Here is a 15,708-nt window from a genome sequence, read left to right on the forward strand (position 1 = left end):
GCAGATTCGGACATTTGAGGAACCCGACCCATGGTCCACACCTGTGGACAACTCTGTGGGTATGTGGTTCGGCCCTACGCCTATCCACCAAACGGATGATTTCTGTTCCGGAGCCGTTTCCCCGCACATCCACCCCTGTGGACAACCGGTGGACAACCCGTGCACGACCAGCCTTCAGCTGGGGACAACCGGGGTATGCCGTGTGGAGACCGTGTGGGCGCAGCCGGCGCCTCCACAACCCGGCCCAGGTTGTGCCACCGCTTGTCCACCCGGCATGCACAGGGGACGCGCCGCGCTGACCTGCACCGATGTCGGTCGTCCACAGGATCCACACCCCCTATGACAACGACTACCCATCTCCCATCAGCCATCCAGCCCCGAGTACCAATCCTGACCCTGCCCACCTCCAGACCACACCGCTACCCACTGAAATGACACGGAGGAAACAGCTGGGACGGATTGCCCCATCCGGGTTGGCCGAGTGCATCGTGAGCACTAGGGTCAGTGCGCAATCACATTTGTGAAGTCACATTCTTGAAGTTCGGCGGCGGGGCCGCGTGCGAAAGGGCAGGTAGTCACGGTGAAGTTTCGGGTCGAACGTGAGGTCCTCGCCGACGCCGTGACCTGGGTGGCCCGTGGCCTCCCGGCCCGTCCCCCGGTGCCCGTCCTCGCCGGTGTCCTCATCGAGGCGAACGACGAGGGCACCCTGACCCTCTCGGCCTTCGACTACGAGGTCTCCGCCAAGATCACCGTCGCGGCCGAGGTCGCCGAGGGCGGCACGGTGCTCGTCCTGGGCCGACTGCTCGCCGACATCTCCCGCAACCTCCCCACGAAGCCGGTCGACATCGCCACCGAGGGCAACAAGGTCTCCGTGGTCTGCGGGTCCTCGCGCTTCAGCCTGATGCAGATGCCGGCCGACGACTACCCCACGCTGCCGATCTCCCCCACGGCGAGCGGCACGATCGCCGGCGACGTCTTCACCCAGGCCGTTGCCCAGGTCGCGATCGCCGCCGACCGCGGTGACACCCTGCCGATCCTCACGGGCGTCCGCGTCGAGATCGACGGCGACAAGATGACGCTCCTCGCCACCGACCGCTACCGGTTGGCCATGCGTGAGCTGACCTGGAACCCCGAGGCCACCGACGCCAGCCACCTGGCCCTGGTCCCGGCCCGCACCCTGTCCGAGACGGCCAAGGCACTCGGCGCCTCCGGGTCGATCGAGGTCGCCCTCGGTTCGTCGGCCGGTGGCGACGGGCTGGTCGGCTTCGAGGCCGGGCAGCGCCGCACCACCACCCGCCTGCTCGACGGTGAGTACCCCAAGGTCACCTCGATCTTCCCCACGACGGTCGACACCGAGGCCGTCCTCAAGACCTCCGAGCTCATCGAGGCCGTGAAGCGGGTCGCCCTCGTGGCCGAGCGCAACACCCCGGTGCGCCTGAAGTTCTCCGACGGCCAGGTGGCCATCGAGGCCGGCACCGGTGACGACGCCCAGGCCTCCGAGGCCGTCGAGTCGACCCTCACCGGTCCCGAGATCGAGATCGCGTTCAACCCGCAGTTCCTGCTCGACGGACTCGGCGCGGTCGGCACCGACTACTCACGGTTCTCCTTCACCCAGCCGTCACGCCCGGCGGTGCTGTCCGGCCAGGACGAGCTCGACGGCGACGCCGACAGCTCCTACCGCTACGTCCTGATGCCCGTTCGCTTCGCGAGCTGACCGCCCCCGGGCGTAGCCTGAGCACGCGCACCGCGAGGTATGCCGCGAAGCCAGCGTGGCGGCATACCGAACCACCCACACGAACGGGAGTCGTCACATGCAGCTCGGTCTGATCGGTCTCGGCAAAATGGGCGGCAACATGCGCGAGCGGATCCGCCGCGCCGGGCACGAAGTCGTCGGCTTCGACCGCAACCCTGCGGTGGCGGACGTCAAGACCCTGGCCGCCCTCGTCAAGGCACTCGACGCCCCGCGCACGGTGTGGGTGATGGTCCCCGCGGGCGCGCCGACGACCGACACGGTGGCCCAGCTGGCCAAGCTGCTCGACAAGGGCGACATGGTCATCGACGGCGGCAACAGCCGGTTCACCGATGACTTCGAGAACGAGAAGCTGTTGAAGGCCAAGGGCATCGGCTACCTCGACTGCGGGGTCAGCGGTGGCATCTGGGGCCTGGACAACGGCTACGGCCTGATGGTCGGCGGTTCGGCTGCCAACGTGCGCAAGGCGATGCCGATCTTCGACGCCCTGCGGCCCGAGGGTCCGCGCGAGGAGGGCTTCGTCCACGCCGGCAAGGTCGGCGCCGGGCACTACACCAAGATGGTCCACAACGGCATCGAGTACGGCCTGATGGCTGCGTATGCCGAGGGCTACGAGCTGCTCGAGGCCAAGGACATCGTCACCGACGTCCCGGGCGCCTTCAAGGCCTGGACCCGCGGCACGGTCGTCCGGTCCTGGCTGCTCGACCTGCTGGTCGATGCCCTGGAGAAGAACCCGCACCTCGAGGACGTCTCCGGCTACACCGTCGACTCGGGCGAGGGTCGCTGGACAGTCGAGGAGGCGATCGCCAACTCGGTCCCGATGCCGGTCATCTCGGCGTCGCTGTTCTCCCGGTTCGCCTCCCGCCAGCAGGAGTCCCCGACCATGCAGGCCGTCGCGGCGCTGCGCGGTGGCTTCGGTGGACACCAGGTGATGTCGGTCGCCGAGGGCGAGAAGCTCCGCGCCGAGGGAGCCCCGAAGCACGAGAAGGCGGTCGCGGCGAAGGCCGCCACGAAGGAGAAGCCGACCAAGAGCCCTGCCAAGGCGGCTGCGAAGGGTCGCAAGGCAGCCTCGGCCGGTCCCTCCTCGGGCACCGGCTCGACGCGGGGGTCTGCACCGTCGGGGTCTGCGCGGTCGGCGTCGGCGAGCAAGCGCGCGGCGCGATGAGCCTGCTGCGCCGCGACGAGTCCTAGCCGCCTGTGTACGTCCGGCACCTCACGGTTGCCGACTTCCGCAGTTACACCGCCGCCGACCTGCCCCTCGAGCCCGGTGTCACCACGCTGGTCGGCCTGAACGGCCAGGGCAAGACCAACCTCGTCGAGGCCATCGGCTATCTCGCCACCCTGTCCAGCCACCGGGTGTCGACCGACCAGCCGCTGGTGCGGTTCGGTGCCGAGCAGGCGGTGATCCGCGGGGCCGTGATGCGGGGTGGTCGCGAGACGATGCTCGAGCTGGAGCTCAACCCGGGCCGGGCCAACCGGGCGCGACTGGGCCGGTCCCCCGTGTCCCGGCCGCGCGACGTGCTGGGCACCCTGCGCACGGTGCTCTTCGCGCCCGAGGACCTCGCGCTCGTCAAGGGCGACCCGTCGGAGCGCCGTCGCTTCCTCGACGACCTGCTGGTCGCCCGCCAGCCGCGCTGGGCCGGGGTGCGCAGCGACTACGACAAGATCCTCAAGCAGCGGAACGCGCTCCTGAAGTCTGCGCAACCGTTGCTGCGCAGGGGATCCCGGCGCCGACCGCCCTCGCGACCGAGCGACGAGCCCGTCGACGACGCCCGCGCGACCGCCCTGCACACCCTCGACATCTGGAACGACCACCTCGCCACGGTCGGGTCCCAACTGCTCTACGCCCGCCTGCGGCTGCTGCGTGACCTGGGTCCCTACCTGGCCAAGGCCTACGACGAGGTGAGCGCCGGTCAGTCCGACGCGCGAGTCTCCTACAAGAGCAGCCTGCGCGAAGCGGCTGCCGCGTCCCTGGCTGCCGGCGAGGTCCCGGAGATCGATGCGCTGCGCGCCGAGCTCCTGGGCACCCTCGAGGAGGCGCGCGACAAGGAGGTCGAGCGGGGCATCTCCCTCGCCGGACCGCACCGGGACGACCTCGTGCTGTCGCTCGGTGAGCTGCCGGCCAAGGGCTACGCCAGCCACGGCGAGAGCTGGTCGTTCGCGCTGGGACTCAAGCTCGCGGCATACCAGCTGCTGCGGCACGACCTCGGTGAGGACCCGGTCCTCATCCTCGACGACGTCTTCGCCGAGCTCGACACCGGCCGTCGCGAGCGGCTCGCGACCATGGTCGCCGACTGCGAGCAGGTGCTGATCACGGCCGCGGTCGATGCCGACGTGCCGAAGAGCCTGGTGGGACAGACCTTTGCGGTGAGCCTCGGGGAGGTGACCAGGCGTGAGTGACGAGACCCTGCCCGAGCCGGGACCGGAGTCGGGAGCGGAACCGGACATCGAACCGGACGTCGAGCCGGGCAGCGAACCGGCCCCCGGCGTCGAGCCGGACCCCACCGCCCTGGTCGACGACGCCGCGGGGGCCGCGCTGTCGCGGGCCCGGGCGGCCGCTCGCGAGAAGGGGCTTCGACCGGGACTCAAGCCCATGCGGCGCCGCCAGATCGGTGTCCAGTCGCCGGGGGCGAAGACGGATCGGCGCGACCCGCTGCTGCTCGGTGACCAGATGGACCGGTTGATGGCCGACCGCGGGTGGAAGGTCGACGTGGCGGTCGGGTCCGTGATGGGGCGGTGGCCGGACATCGTCGGTCAAGAGGTTGCCCAGCACTGCACGCCGGTGACGTTCGAGTACGGGATCCTCACGGTCCGGGCCGACTCGACCGCCTGGGCCACGCAGCTCAAGCTCCTGGAGTCCTCGATCATGTCCCGCCTCGAGGGGGAGGTCGGCAAGGGCACCGTCACCGCCCTGAAGATCGTCGGCCCGAGCGCACCGTCCTGGTCCAAGGGCCCTCGCCGGTCGACCGGGCCGGGCCCGCGCGACACCTACGGCTGAGCCGACCGCTGCCTAGGATCGACGCATGACGGCCGATGCTGACCGAATGCTCACCCGCGCGCACTTCGACCACGTCGTGCGGGTCACGACGCGCTGGTCGGACAACGACATGTACGGCCACCTCAACAACGCCGTCTACTACGAGCTCTTCGACTCGGCGATCAACGGTTGGCTGATCACGGGGACGGGCGCCGACGTGATGGCGCTGCCGGAGCTGGGGGTCGTGGCCGAGTCGGGCTGCCGCTTCTTCCGCGAGCTGGAGTACCCGCGGCCGCTCGACGTCGGCGTCCGCGTGGAACGTCTCGGGCGCAGCAGCATCACCTACGCCCTGGGCCTGTTCGACGCCCAGGACGCCGAGCTCGCGGCGCTCGGCCACTGGGTGCACGTCTACATCGACCGCGACTCACGCGGCACCGTGCCCATCCCGGAGGTCGTGCGCCACCTGCTCGACCAGGCCGTGCAGGCCCGCTGATGCAGGGGCGCTGATGCAGGTCACCGGCGCGGTCCTCGAGGAGGTCGGGCGCGCTGCTCCCTACGCGGCCAGCCGACCCCTCACCGTCGGCCCCCTGGACCTCGACCCTCCCGAGGCCGGCGAGGTGCTCGTGCGCATCGAGGCCGCCGGGGTCTGCCACTCCGACCTCTCGGTGGTGGACGGCAACCGCGCCCGTCCGGTGCCGATGCTGCTGGGCCACGAGGCGTCGGGCCGCGTCGAGCGGCTGGGTCCGGGAGTCACCGACCTCGTCGTGGGCCAGCGGGTGGTGCTGACCTTCCTGCCCCGGTGCGGCGAGTGCGCCGGCTGCGCCACCGGCGGGCGTATGCCGTGTGGTCCGGGTTCCGCGAGCAACAACGCCGGCGAGCTGCTCGGCGGCGGGCGACGGCTGTCCCGCGACGGAGCTCCCGTGCACCACCACCTGGGGGTGTCGGCGTTCGCGACCCACGCAGTGGTGGACACCAGGTCCGTGGTCGCGGTCGATGACGACGTGCCGCCGGAGGTGGCCGCAGTGCTCGGGTGTGCCGTGCTCACGGGGGGAGGGGCGCTGCTCAACGCGGCGCCTCCCGAGTCCGGGCAGACAGTGATGGTGGTGGGCCTCGGCGGGGTCGGGATGGCGGCCCTGCTCACGGCGATCGCGCTCGGAGCCGGTGACGTCGTCGCCGTCGACACGATGAAGTCCAAGCGTCAGCGGGCGCTCGAGCTCGGTGCCACGCGGGCTCTCAGTCCCGACGAGCTGGCTGGCACCGGGGCCACCGCCGACGTCGTGGTCGAGGCAGCCGGCACAGTGCCAGCCTTCGAGGCCGCGCTGGACGCGACCGCACCGGGTGGCAGGACGGTGACCGTCGGGCTCCCCCACCCCTGCGCGCGGGCGAGCATCTCGCCACTGGCCCTGGTGGCCCAGGCGAAGACCGTGACCGGCAGCTACCTCGGCTCCGCGGTGCCGGCGCGCGACATCCCGGTCTTCGCCCGGTGGTGGCGCGAGGGTCGGCTCCCCGTCGAGGCGCTGGTGTCGGCGCGGATCGGGCTCGACGACGTGAACTCCGCGATGGACGAGCTCGCCGCGGGCCGAGCGGTCCGTCAGGTCATCATCTTCTGATCCGAGACCAGGGGCGCCTCGTCAGGAGGTGCGCAGGGTCGCGAGGACGCCGGAGGTGACCAGCTCGACGTCTCCGCCGTCCACGGCGCTGATGGTGATCACGACCACGTGACCGGCGCTGACGACGTGGAGCAGTTCCATCGAGACGCTGCCGACGGGCAGCACCAGGGTCGTCCTGCTCACGACCACGGGACCGGCCGGGGTGGTCACGCTGCGCACGTCGTCGACCCGCATCCCCTGGCCGGCCAGCTGCTGGGTGACCTGTTCGCGCGTGGGCAGGGCGGCGAACGTGGTGCGCTGCACGTCGAGGCTCTGCCCGCGGCCGCCCGATGCCGGTCCGACCTCGGTGGCGACGACGGTCGCCTCGAGGCCGGCCAGGTAGTCCTCGGGGGTCAGGCGCTGGAGGGCGGCGGACTGCTTGACCCACTCGTCGGCCGGGTCTCCGTGGCGATCGGCCGCGTGCCAGTCGTGGGGGACCTCGAAGCGGAGCGGCGGGCTCGCGACCACGACCTCGTGCGGCGCCCGCGCCCGCTCGAGGACCCGGTCCACGACCCAGATCCCACCCAGCCCGCCGGCGCCACCGATGATGAGCGCGGCGAGGACCGCCGCGAAGGCCCGACGAGGTCGCACGTCCGCAGGATAGGGAGCCGGGAGCCAGCGAGTGGGTGGTTTGTCGAGGATCCGGCGGTAGGCGGTCGGCGGCCGGCGGTCGTGGGTCGACGGCGGACCAGAAACGCCTGAATCGGGCGCTCAGGGGGCCGTCCGCGTATCCCCACCCGTGCGAGGGCACTTTTTTGTCCCAAATCCGCGTTCCCGGGCCTCCTGACGTGAGTTATGACAGTCCCGACAGGTAGACTCTGGAGTGAATTCGCGACCAGCTGGTTCCCAGTCTGGTCGCGTGCCATGAGCGGGTTCAGCGACCACGGGGGACACCCCTGGTCGCTGCGCCACCGGAGAAGGAGCACCGTGTCCGAGGCTGACCACACGCCAGACCAGAACGCCCCCGCAGACAGCACCACACCCCCCACCACCGAGAACCTCACCGCCGCCCAGGCAGAGGCGGCCCGCGAGGTGGTCGAGGCCGACCTCGCCGGCGCCGCTCCCGGGTCAGAGTACGACGCCAGCCAGATCACGGTCCTCGAGGGTCTCGAGGCGGTGCGCAAGCGTCCCGGCATGTACATCGGGTCCACGGGTGAGCGAGGGCTGCACCACCTCGTCTGGGAGATCGTCGACAACTCGGTCGACGAGGCGCTGGCCGGCTTCGCCGACACCATCGACGTGACCCTGCTGGCCGACGGCGGCGTGCGCGTCGCCGACAACGGCCGCGGCATCCCCACCGACATCCACCCGGCCGAGGGCAAGTCGGCGGTCGAGCTCGTGCTCACCCAGCTGCACGCCGGTGGCAAGTTCGGTGGCGGCGGCTACAAGGTGTCCGGTGGCCTGCACGGCGTCGGCTCCTCCGTGGTCAACGCCCTGTCGACCCGGCTCGACGTCGAGGTCTTCCAGAAGGGCCACGTCTTCCGGGTCACCTTCGACCGCGGTGAGGCGGTCGCCCCCCTGGAGAAGATGGAGGCGTCCGACCGCACCGGCACGACCATCACCTACTGGGCCGACGGTGGCATCTTCGAGACGACCACCTACGACTTCGAGACGATCCGCGCCCGGATGCAGCAGATGGCGTTCCTCAACAAGGGGCTGCGCATCAACCTCACCGACGAGCGCGAGCCGGAGCGCGCCGAGGACGCCGACACGGTCGACGTCAGCGAGAAGAAGCAGCGCAAGGTCTCCTACAAGTACGACAACGGCCTGGTCGACTACGTCACCCACCTCGTCACCTCGAAGAAGTCCGAGCCGGTGCACGCCGAGATCATCTCGATCGAGTCCGAGGACACCGAGCGCCAGTTGTCGCTCGAGCTGGCCATGCAGTGGACCACCGCCTACTCCGAGTCGGTGCACACCTACGCCAACACGATCAACACCCACGAGGGCGGCACCCACGAGGAGGGCTTCCGCGCGGCGATGACCAAGCTCATCAACGACTTCGCGCGCAAGCAGAACCTCCTCAAGGAGAAGGACGACAACCTCACCGGCGACGACATCCGCGAGGGCCTGACCGCCGTCGTGTCGGTCAAGCTCGGCGAGCCGCAGTTCGAGGGCCAGACCAAGACCAAGCTCGGCAACTCCGAGGTCAAGGGCTTCGTCCAGCGCGCGATGACCGACGAGTTCGGCCACTGGCTCGAGGCCCACCCGGTCGAGGGCAAGGACATCGTCCGCAAGTCGGTCCAGGCCGCGGCCGCTCGCATGGCCGCCCGCAAGGCGCGCGAGGCGACGCGACGCAAGGGCCTGCTCGAGTCGGGTGGTCTGCCGGGCAAGCTGCGCGACTGCCAGAGCAAGGACCCCGCGATCTCCGAGGTCTTCATCGTCGAGGGTGACTCGGCCGGCGGCTCGGCGGTTCGCGGTCGCAACCCGCACAACCAGGCGATCCTGCCGATCCGCGGCAAGATCCTCAACGTCGAGAAGGCTCGCATCGACAAGGTGCTCGCCAACAACGAGGTGCAGGCGCTGATCTCGGCGTTCGGCACCGGCATCGGCGAGGACTTCGACAAGACCAAGGCGCGCTACCACAAGATCGTGCTGATGGCCGATGCCGACGTCGACGGCCTGCACATCCGCACCCTCCTGCTGACGCTGCTGTTCCGGTTCATGCGCCCGCTGATCGAGGAGGGCTACGTCTACCTCGCGCAGCCCCCGCTCTACCGGCTCAAATGGAGCAACCACCCGCACGAGTTCGCCTACTCCGACCGTGAGCGCGACGCCATGGTCCAGGCGGGACTCGGCCAGGGCTGGCGACTGCCCAAGGACGCCGGCATCCAGCGCTACAAGGGTCTCGGTGAGATGGACTACCAGGAGCTGTGGGAGACCACGATGGACCCCGATCACCGAGTGCTCCTCCAGGTCACCCTCGACGACGCGGCGGCCGCCGACGAGATCTTCGCGATCCTGATGGGCGAGGACGTCGAGTCCCGGCGCGGCTTCATCCAGCGCAACGCCCGCGACGTGCGGTTCCTGGACATCTGACCCCGGTATGCCGGTGGCCACGTTTCACGTGGAACCCGCCACCCGGCATACCCACTGCTTTGTTGAATGGCATGACGGACAAGGGAATTCATGACTGAGATACCGCCGATCGAGTACGACCGCACCGAAGCGGTCGACCTCAACACCGAGATGCAGCGCAGCTACATCGACTACGCGATGACGGTGATCGTGAGCCGCGCGCTGCCCGACGTGCGGGACGGCCTCAAGCCGGTGCACCGGCGCGTCGTCTACGCGATGTTCGACGGTGGCTACCGGCCCGACCGCGGCTACAACAAGTGCAGCCGCGTCGTCGGTGAGGTGATGGGTCAGTACCACCCGCACGGAGACTCCTCGATCTACGACGCCCTCGTCCGGCTCGTGCAGGACTGGTCGCTGCGCTACCCACTGGTCGACGGCCAGGGCAACTTCGGCAGCCCGGGCGACGACCCGGCCGCCGCCCCGCGGTACACCGAGTGCCGGATGGCGCCGCTGGCCATGGAGATGGTCCGCGACATCGACCAGGACACGGTCGACTTCCGCGACAACTACGACGGCAAGACGCAGGAGCCCGTCGTCCTGCCGAGCCGGTTCCCCAACCTGCTCGTCAACGGCAGCTCCGGCATCGCGGTCGGCATGGCCACCAACATCCCGCCGCACAACCTGCGTGAGGTCGCCGACGCGGCCCAGTGGCTGCTCGCGCACCCCGACGCGACTCGCGAGGAGACCTTCGACGCCGTCTTCGCACGGATCACCGGCCCCGACTTCCCGACCGGCGCGCTGATCCTGGGTCGCAAGGGCATCGAGGACGCCTACCGCACCGGCCGTGGCTCGGTCATCATGCGCGCGGTGGTCGAGGTCGAGGAGATCCAGGGCCGGCAGTGCCTCGTGGTCACCGAGCTGCCCTACCAGGTCAACCCCGACACCCTTGCCCAGAAGATCGCCGAGCTCATCAAGGACGGCCGCCTCTCGGGCATCGCCGACATCCGCGACGAGACCTCTGGTCGCACCGGCCAGCGCCTGGTCATCGTGCTCAAACGCGACGCCGTGGCCAAGGTCGTGCTGAACAACCTCTACAAGCACACCCAGCTGCAGAACAACTTCGGCGCCAACATGCTCGCCCTCGTCGACGGGGTGCCGCGCACCCTGCCGATCGACGCGTTCATCCGGCACTGGGTCGACCATCAGATCGAGGTCATCCAGCGGCGGACGACGTTCCGGCTGCGCAAGGCCGAGGCCCAGATCCACGTGCTGCGTGGCCTGCTCAAGGCGCTCGACGCCCTCGACGAGGTCATCGCCCTCATCCGGCGCTCGCCCACCGTCGAGTCGGCCCGAGACGGCCTGATCGAGCTCCTCGGCATCGACGAGCTCCAGGCCCGCGCCATCCTCGAGATGCAGCTGCGCCGCCTCGCCGCCCTCGAGCGCCAGAAGATCATCGACGAGCACAACGAGCTCGAGGCGATGATCCTGGACTTCGAGGACATCCTGGCCAAGCCGGAGCGTCAGCGAACCATCGTGTCCACCGAGCTCGGCGACATCGTCGACAAGTTCGGCGACGACCGGCGCACCCGGATCGAGTTCTTCGACGGCGACATGTCGATGGAGGACCTCATCCCCGAGGAGGACGTGGTCGTCACCATCACCCGTGGTGGCTACGCCAAGCGCACCCGGGTCGACGCCTACCGCTCGCAGGGCCGGGGCGGCAAGGGCGTCCGCGGTGCCCAGCTGCGCGGCGACGACATGGTGGACCACTTCTTCACCACGACGTCGCACCACTGGCTGCTCTTCTTCACCAACCTCGGCCGGGTCTACCGCGCCAAGGCCTACGAGCTGCCGGACTCCGGGCGTGATGCCAAGGGCCAGCACGTGGCCAACCTGCTCGCGTTCCAGCCCGACGAGAAGATCGCCCAGGTCCTCGACGTGCGCGACTACGCCCAGCAGCCCTACCTCGTGCTCGCCACCAAGAACGGCCTGGTCAAGAAGACGCGACTGGCTGACTACGACTCCCCCCGCAGCGGCGGCCTCATCGCTGTCAACCTCAAGGAGGGCGACGAGCTCGTGGCCGCAGACCTCGCGTCGCCGACCGACGACCTCCTGCTGGTCTCGCGCAAGGCGCAGTCGGTCCGCTTCCACGCGACCGACGCCCAGCTCCGGCCGATGGGTCGCGCGACGAGCGGGGTGACGGGCATGCGGTTCCGCGGCGACGACTCGCTGCTGTCGCTGAGCGTCATCCACGAGGGCGAGGACCCCGACGTGTTCGTGGTCTTCGAGAACGGCATGGCCAAGCGCTCGCCGGCCTCGGACTGGAACGCCAAGGGCCGGGGAGGCCTCGGTGTCGCGGTCGCGAAGATCACCGAGCGCAACGGTGACCTGGTCGGCGCCCTCACGGTCGGCGAGGACGACGAGGTCCTGGTCATCATGGGCAAGGGCAACATCGTGCGTATGCCGGTGAGCCCGGTCACGCGGCGTGGCCGCAACACCCAGGGCATGAAGTTCGCCAACCCCGGCACCGGTGACTCGGTCGTCGCGCTGGCGAGAAATCCCGAACGCGCCGTGGACGAGGGCGAGGTCGTCGACGCCGAGGCTGTCGAGGGCGGAGTCGTCGGCGCAGTTGACGCAGTTGGTGTGTCCGACGCGACGACTGAAGGCGCCTCCTCGGCCGAAGATGCCGTAACGTCGTCGGGAGACGAGCAGGTTGCCGGTGGTGCCGAGCAGGCGTCCGACGCACCTGAGAGCGACCCCAGTGGAGGTAGCGAGTGAGCACGGCAGGCCAGACCAGCAGGTCGGCCCTCCCCCAGGGAGGTTCCGCCCCCACTGTGAGCCAGGGTCAGGCGGGCCCGACCCCGGGCGCCGCACGCCCTGCCGGCGCGCAGGGTCGCCCGACGGGCTCCCAGTCCGCCGCCGCGGCCGCCCGCGCCCGACGCGTCAAGCTCACGGTCTCGCGCGTCGACCCGTGGTCGGCGATGAAGATGTCGTTCCTCATCTCGGTGGCCCTGGGCATCGCCGGCGTCGTGATGGTGGCGGTGCTGTGGATGATCCTGTCCGGCATGGGGGTCTTCAGCGAGGTCAACCGCCTGGTCGGCACAATCATCAGCGACTCGCAGAACCCGTTCGACATCATGGACTTCCTCGGCTTCGGCCGGGTGCTGTCCCTGTCGATCGTCATCGGGGTCATCGACGTCATCCTGCTGACCGCCCTGTCGACGCTCGGCGCCTTCCTCTACAACATCTGCTCGGCCCTGGTCGGCGGCCTCCAGCTCACCCTCACCGACGACTGAGCCGGCCCCGAAACCCGGCCTCACGGCATACCGGAAACCGCCCGCTGACCTGCACAGGTCGGTGGGCGGTAACCGTTTTGGTTGTGCGGATGCCCGTGCTGTAACCTCGTGCCTCGCGCCACCTCCCGTGGCGCAGCGGAGATTGGGCTCACGGGCCTATAGCTCAGACGGTTAGAGCGCTTCCCTGATAAGGAAGAGGCCACAGGTTCAAGTCCTGTTAGGCCCACCAATCCCGATCCCCGCGGTTGCTCTGCGAGGGAAGGCGACGGCCCATGAAGAAGCTCCTGCTCCTCATCGTGACGGCCATCGGCGCCACGGCAATCCAGCGGAAGCTCAAGGCCCAGAAGGCCGAGAAGGACCTCTGGGCCGAGGCGACGGACTCCCCGAACTAGGCAACTAAAACCGGGCAACACCCAGGTGACCGGGCCGGACTCGTGCCGGGCCGTGATCCGACGGGGCCATGGCGCAATTGGTAGCGCACCTGCTTTGCAAGCAGGGGGTTAGGGGTTCGAGTCCCCTTGGCTCCACCACAGTTTTGTCGCACATCGGGCCACCTGTTGGCGGTGAAGCCCCCCAGCCGGGGGGTGGCTCGAGGCATGTCGGGCCAGCAGTGCCCAGACCACGCACGATCAGCGGTCGACGACCACGACCTCGAAGCTGGTCGCGGCGGGTGGGAATCCAGTGTCGAACTTCGCGTTCACCGTTGCCAGCCGGTCGCCGAACCGGGCCACCGTCGTCGGTGTCTGGAACAGGCCGCTGGTCACCACCTTCTGCACGGACCCTGAGGACAGGTCGCCACTGAGCTGGACCTCGGCGATCGCGTTGCTGAAGTTCTCCACGGCATCCACGGTCCGACCCTCGAGCAGGATGCCGTCGACGTTCGGGACACTCACTCCCTGGATGGCGTGGCTGGCGCCCGTGACCGGGTCGACAGTGTTCAGCGCCCCCTGGGTACTGTGTGCCACGACGAGTGTTGAACCGTCAGGCGTGGCCTGGATGCCGTTGTTGTTGAAGGCGCCACTGGTGTCGGCGGCCGGACCACTGAGGTGCAGGGTGCTGAAGGCACCAGGCCGCCCGCCCACCACCGGGACGAAGTACAGCTCGGGCTGGGACGAGTTGGTGAACCAGGCACCGTTCGCCGTCACGGCGACGTCGTTGATCACCGAGGCAGCTGTCGAGAACTGGTAGGTCGCGAGGGTCGCCCCGCTGTCGAGGTCGTAGACAAATCCGCGTCCGTCGAACCCGCCCGCGGCGAAGAGCAGGCGATGGGCAAGGTCCACCCGAAGCCCCAGCGCATTGCGACCCGGCGGGTTGTCGATGAACTTCTCGACCCGGCGCGTGCGGATGTCTCCACGGAAGATGTCCCCCGCGAAGAGGTCACTGGCGTAGAACGTCGTGCCGGCACCGCTCGCGATGCCCTCCGTGGACGTCGCGCCCGGCAGCGGGAAGCGGTACTCCGCATGGTCGGCCTGGGCCGCTGACCCTGCGACCACCATCGCGCCGAGTGCTGCCAGGACGGCGGCCAGGCTTCCCCTGATCGTGAATGCACCCATGTCGACCTCCATGTCCCGCCCAGCATCACTCCGGCCGGACCCGAGGTCATCCCACGAAAGGCGTACGAGTCGGGCGAAAACCTGCCGTCGGTCTTCGTCGCGGGATCCGCCGGCCGCTGGGGGCCGTACAGTTAGCACATGAGCGATGACTGTAGACACGGAATGAACCCTGCATGGTGCTCTTCCTGTCTCGGTGATGACGATCGCGCATTCCCCGGCCTGAACGGCAGCGGCACCCGCGGCGGGGTCTCCGAGCAGGAGCAGGTCGACCGCCTCTGCCGCCAGCTGGGTGTCCCCTCGCAGGTCGTCGGCGAGGGAATCCAGCTTCCCTTGGACGTCTTCGAAAAGGCCGCCGTGCGCTGTGGCGTGAAGGTCGGGACCGTGCCGGCGATGGGCCGCGCGCTGGCCAAGCAGGCCGGACTCCCGTGGGGCGCCGCCTGTCACAACCGGGCCACCCCCACCAGCGGCGGCCCGACGGTCACCCGTGAAGGACTCGACGTCATCAACCGGGCCGTCACCCAGATCCTGGCCCACGCCTAACCCCCTCGACCCGCCCTGCGGATTGCCGTCATCGACTGAACCTCGTACCCCTGCTGATCGAGTCGTGCATCATCTGACAGGTGACCGGTACCCCAACAGGCTGTCCGACCTGCTCGACGCCAGGCATGAGCAAGGGCCTCGTGGTGGGTCGCTCGCCCGGCGTGAAGTTCAAGCAGGCGCGCGGACTGGCCGGTGACCTGACCGGCATCCTGCTGACGAGGGGCTTCTTCAACCACAGCGCCCCCGCCTTCCGCTGCGACCAGTGTGGAACGGTGGTCATCCCCCGGGCGAACTGAGGCACGCCGAGGCGCTCAGCGCATTCGGCGCTCGGCGTCCTCGCGCAGCTGGGTTGCGACCTGGTCGAATGGCCCGAAACTGCGTCGTGCGCGAGCCAGCACGACGGCCCCTTCCGACGCGGCCATCACCATCGTCGCGAACGTCGCGGCGTCCTGGCGCCCGAGCCCCCCGCGCTCCAGCAGCGCGGCCAACCGCGCGCCCCACGAACGGAACACGTCCGCGGCTGCGTCGAGCAGCTCGTCCGACCCGCTCGAGACCGTGACGGCCAGGACCGAGCAGCCGGCCCCGAAGTTCGAGCGCTCGAGCACCGTCCGCCACAGCACCATGAAACCCTCGACGACCTCCGGCGCAGGCAACCCGTCCAGGCTGTCGAGCACCGCGACGGCTCGCGCGCCCGCCAGCTCCACCGCCGCGGCGATGAGCTGGTCCTTCCCGTCCGGGAAGTGGTGGTAGATCGAGCCGCGCGGCGCCTGCGACACCTCCAGCACCGACGAGAACGACGTGGCCTGGTAGCCGCCCTGCGCCAGCAGCACGATGGCGCTGTCCACCATCCGCTCCCGCGCTGATCGCGCGGAGTCCCCCGGCCGCTCCGTGTCCGCTGACCCTGCCACCTGCGTCCACCCCATCC

15 protein-coding genes and 2 tRNA genes are annotated in these 15,708 nt (G+C 69.5%); 14 read left to right on the forward strand and 3 right to left on the reverse strand.

From position 1 onward, the window contains the following. The first annotated feature begins 580 nt into the window (after positions 1–580). The 6 genes from dnaN to AC1DWR_RS12705 all read left to right on the forward strand — a co-directional run bounded on the left by dnaN (position 581) and on the right by AC1DWR_RS12705 (position 6,337). Positions 581–1,714, forward strand: coding sequence for a DNA polymerase III subunit beta (gene dnaN / locus AC1DWR_RS12680; RefSeq protein WP_477614218.1), 1,134 nt, complete (start codon positions 581–583; stop codon positions 1,712–1,714). 97 nt (positions 1,715–1,811) lie between these two features. Further along, a complete protein-coding gene (gene gnd, locus AC1DWR_RS12685; RefSeq protein WP_477614219.1) occupies positions 1,812–2,915 on the forward strand; it encodes a phosphogluconate dehydrogenase (NAD(+)-dependent, decarboxylating) in 1,104 nt (367 codons plus the stop codon). Positions 2,916–2,947: 32 nt separating this feature from the next. Then, complete coding sequence (gene recF / locus AC1DWR_RS12690; protein WP_477614220.1) at positions 2,948–4,150, forward strand: DNA replication/repair protein RecF; 1,203 nt, start codon at positions 2,948–2,950, stop codon at positions 4,148–4,150. Then, positions 4,143–4,748 carry a DciA family protein gene (locus tag AC1DWR_RS12695; RefSeq protein WP_477614221.1) on the forward strand — a complete coding sequence of 202 codons (606 nt, stop codon included), beginning with the start codon at positions 4,143–4,145 and terminating at the stop codon, positions 4,746–4,748. The genes recF and AC1DWR_RS12695 overlap by 8 nt, the downstream gene beginning before the upstream one ends. Positions 4,749–4,773: 25 nt before the next feature. Then, entirely contained in the window at positions 4,774–5,220 is a 447-nt protein-coding gene (locus AC1DWR_RS12700) for an acyl-CoA thioesterase (RefSeq protein WP_477614222.1), read from the forward strand. Positions 5,221–5,233: 13 nt separating this feature from the next. After that, positions 5,234–6,337, forward strand: coding sequence for an alcohol dehydrogenase catalytic domain-containing protein (locus AC1DWR_RS12705; RefSeq protein WP_477614223.1), 1,104 nt, complete (start codon positions 5,234–5,236; stop codon positions 6,335–6,337). 21 nt (positions 6,338–6,358) lie between these two features. Here AC1DWR_RS12705 and AC1DWR_RS12710 read toward each other — a convergent pair whose 3' ends face one another. After that, positions 6,359–6,967, reverse strand: a complete 609-nt coding sequence (locus tag AC1DWR_RS12710) for a hypothetical protein (RefSeq protein WP_477614224.1) — start codon at positions 6,965–6,967, stop codon at positions 6,359–6,361. 336 nt (positions 6,968–7,303) lie between these two features. Between AC1DWR_RS12710 and gyrB the strand changes: the two genes are divergently transcribed. The 6 genes from gyrB (at position 7,304) to AC1DWR_RS12740 (ending at position 13,220) form a co-directional block, all read left to right on the forward strand. After that, positions 7,304–9,415, forward strand: a complete 2,112-nt coding sequence (gyrB, locus tag AC1DWR_RS12715; RefSeq protein WP_477614225.1) for a DNA topoisomerase (ATP-hydrolyzing) subunit B — start codon at positions 7,304–7,306, stop codon at positions 9,413–9,415. A 90-nt stretch (positions 9,416–9,505) separates the two neighbouring features. Further along, positions 9,506–12,172: a DNA gyrase subunit A gene (gene gyrA / locus AC1DWR_RS12720; RefSeq protein WP_477624563.1), complete on the forward strand. Its 2,667-nt coding sequence runs from the start codon at positions 9,506–9,508 to the stop codon at positions 12,170–12,172. A gap of 56 nt (positions 12,173–12,228) precedes the next feature. Beyond that, positions 12,229–12,690 (forward strand): DUF3566 domain-containing protein, encoded by a 462-nt coding sequence (locus AC1DWR_RS12725; protein WP_477624564.1) that lies wholly within the window; start codon positions 12,229–12,231, stop codon positions 12,688–12,690. 152 nt (positions 12,691–12,842) lie between these two features. Beyond that, positions 12,843–12,919, forward strand: a tRNA-Ile gene (locus AC1DWR_RS12730). Between the two features lie 43 nt (positions 12,920–12,962). Further along, positions 12,963–13,082 (forward strand): DLW-39 family protein, encoded by a 120-nt coding sequence (locus AC1DWR_RS12735; protein WP_477614228.1) that lies wholly within the window; start codon positions 12,963–12,965, stop codon positions 13,080–13,082. Positions 13,083–13,144: 62 nt separating this feature from the next. After that, positions 13,145–13,220, forward strand: a tRNA-Ala gene (locus AC1DWR_RS12740). A 99-nt stretch (positions 13,221–13,319) separates the two neighbouring features. Here the strand turns inward: AC1DWR_RS12740 and AC1DWR_RS12745 are convergent. Continuing rightward, positions 13,320–14,243: an SMP-30/gluconolactonase/LRE family protein gene (locus AC1DWR_RS12745; protein ID WP_477624565.1), complete on the reverse strand. Its 924-nt coding sequence runs from the start codon at positions 14,241–14,243 to the stop codon at positions 13,320–13,322. A 138-nt stretch (positions 14,244–14,381) separates the two neighbouring features. Between AC1DWR_RS12745 and AC1DWR_RS12750 the strand changes: the two genes are divergently transcribed. After that, on the forward strand, positions 14,382–14,783 hold the full coding sequence (locus AC1DWR_RS12750; protein WP_477614230.1) for a hypothetical protein: 402 nt from the start codon (positions 14,382–14,384) through the stop codon (positions 14,781–14,783). Between the two features lie 80 nt (positions 14,784–14,863). Further along, complete coding sequence (locus tag AC1DWR_RS12755; RefSeq protein ID WP_477614231.1) at positions 14,864–15,079, forward strand: PF20097 family protein; 216 nt, start codon at positions 14,864–14,866, stop codon at positions 15,077–15,079. 15 nt (positions 15,080–15,094) lie between these two features. Here the strand turns inward: AC1DWR_RS12755 and AC1DWR_RS12760 are convergent, their stop codons facing one another. After that, the gene (locus tag AC1DWR_RS12760) at positions 15,095–15,706 is read right to left on the reverse strand and encodes a TetR/AcrR family transcriptional regulator (RefSeq protein WP_477624566.1); all 612 of its coding nucleotides are present in this window, start codon (positions 15,704–15,706) and stop codon (positions 15,095–15,097) included. Between the last annotated feature and the right edge of the window lie 2 nt (positions 15,707–15,708).

It is taken from the genome of Pedococcus sp. P2_E2 (genome assembly GCF_056403955.1).

Coding starts and splice junctions, on each gene's coding strand:
- gnd (WP_477614219.1), top strand. CDS start 1,812: ATGCAGCTCGGTCTGATCGGTCTCGGCAAAATGGGCGGCAACATGCGC.
- AC1DWR_RS12700 (WP_477614222.1), top strand. CDS start 4,774: ATGACGGCCGATGCTGACCGAATGCTCACCCGCGCGCACTTCGACCAC.
- AC1DWR_RS12705 (WP_477614223.1), top strand. CDS start 5,234: ATGCAGGTCACCGGCGCGGTCCTCGAGGAGGTCGGGCGCGCTGCTCCC.
- gyrA (WP_477624563.1), top strand. CDS start 9,506: ATGACTGAGATACCGCCGATCGAGTACGACCGCACCGAAGCGGTCGAC.
- AC1DWR_RS12735 (WP_477614228.1), top strand. CDS start 12,963: ATGAAGAAGCTCCTGCTCCTCATCGTGACGGCCATCGGCGCCACGGCA.
- AC1DWR_RS12745 (WP_477624565.1), bottom strand. CDS start 14,243: ATGGGTGCATTCACGATCAGGGGAAGCCTGGCCGCCGTCCTGGCAGCA.
- AC1DWR_RS12750 (WP_477614230.1), top strand. CDS start 14,382: ATGAGCGATGACTGTAGACACGGAATGAACCCTGCATGGTGCTCTTCC.
- AC1DWR_RS12760 (WP_477624566.1), bottom strand. CDS start 15,706: ATGGGGTGGACGCAGGTGGCAGGGTCAGCGGACACGGAGCGGCCGGGG.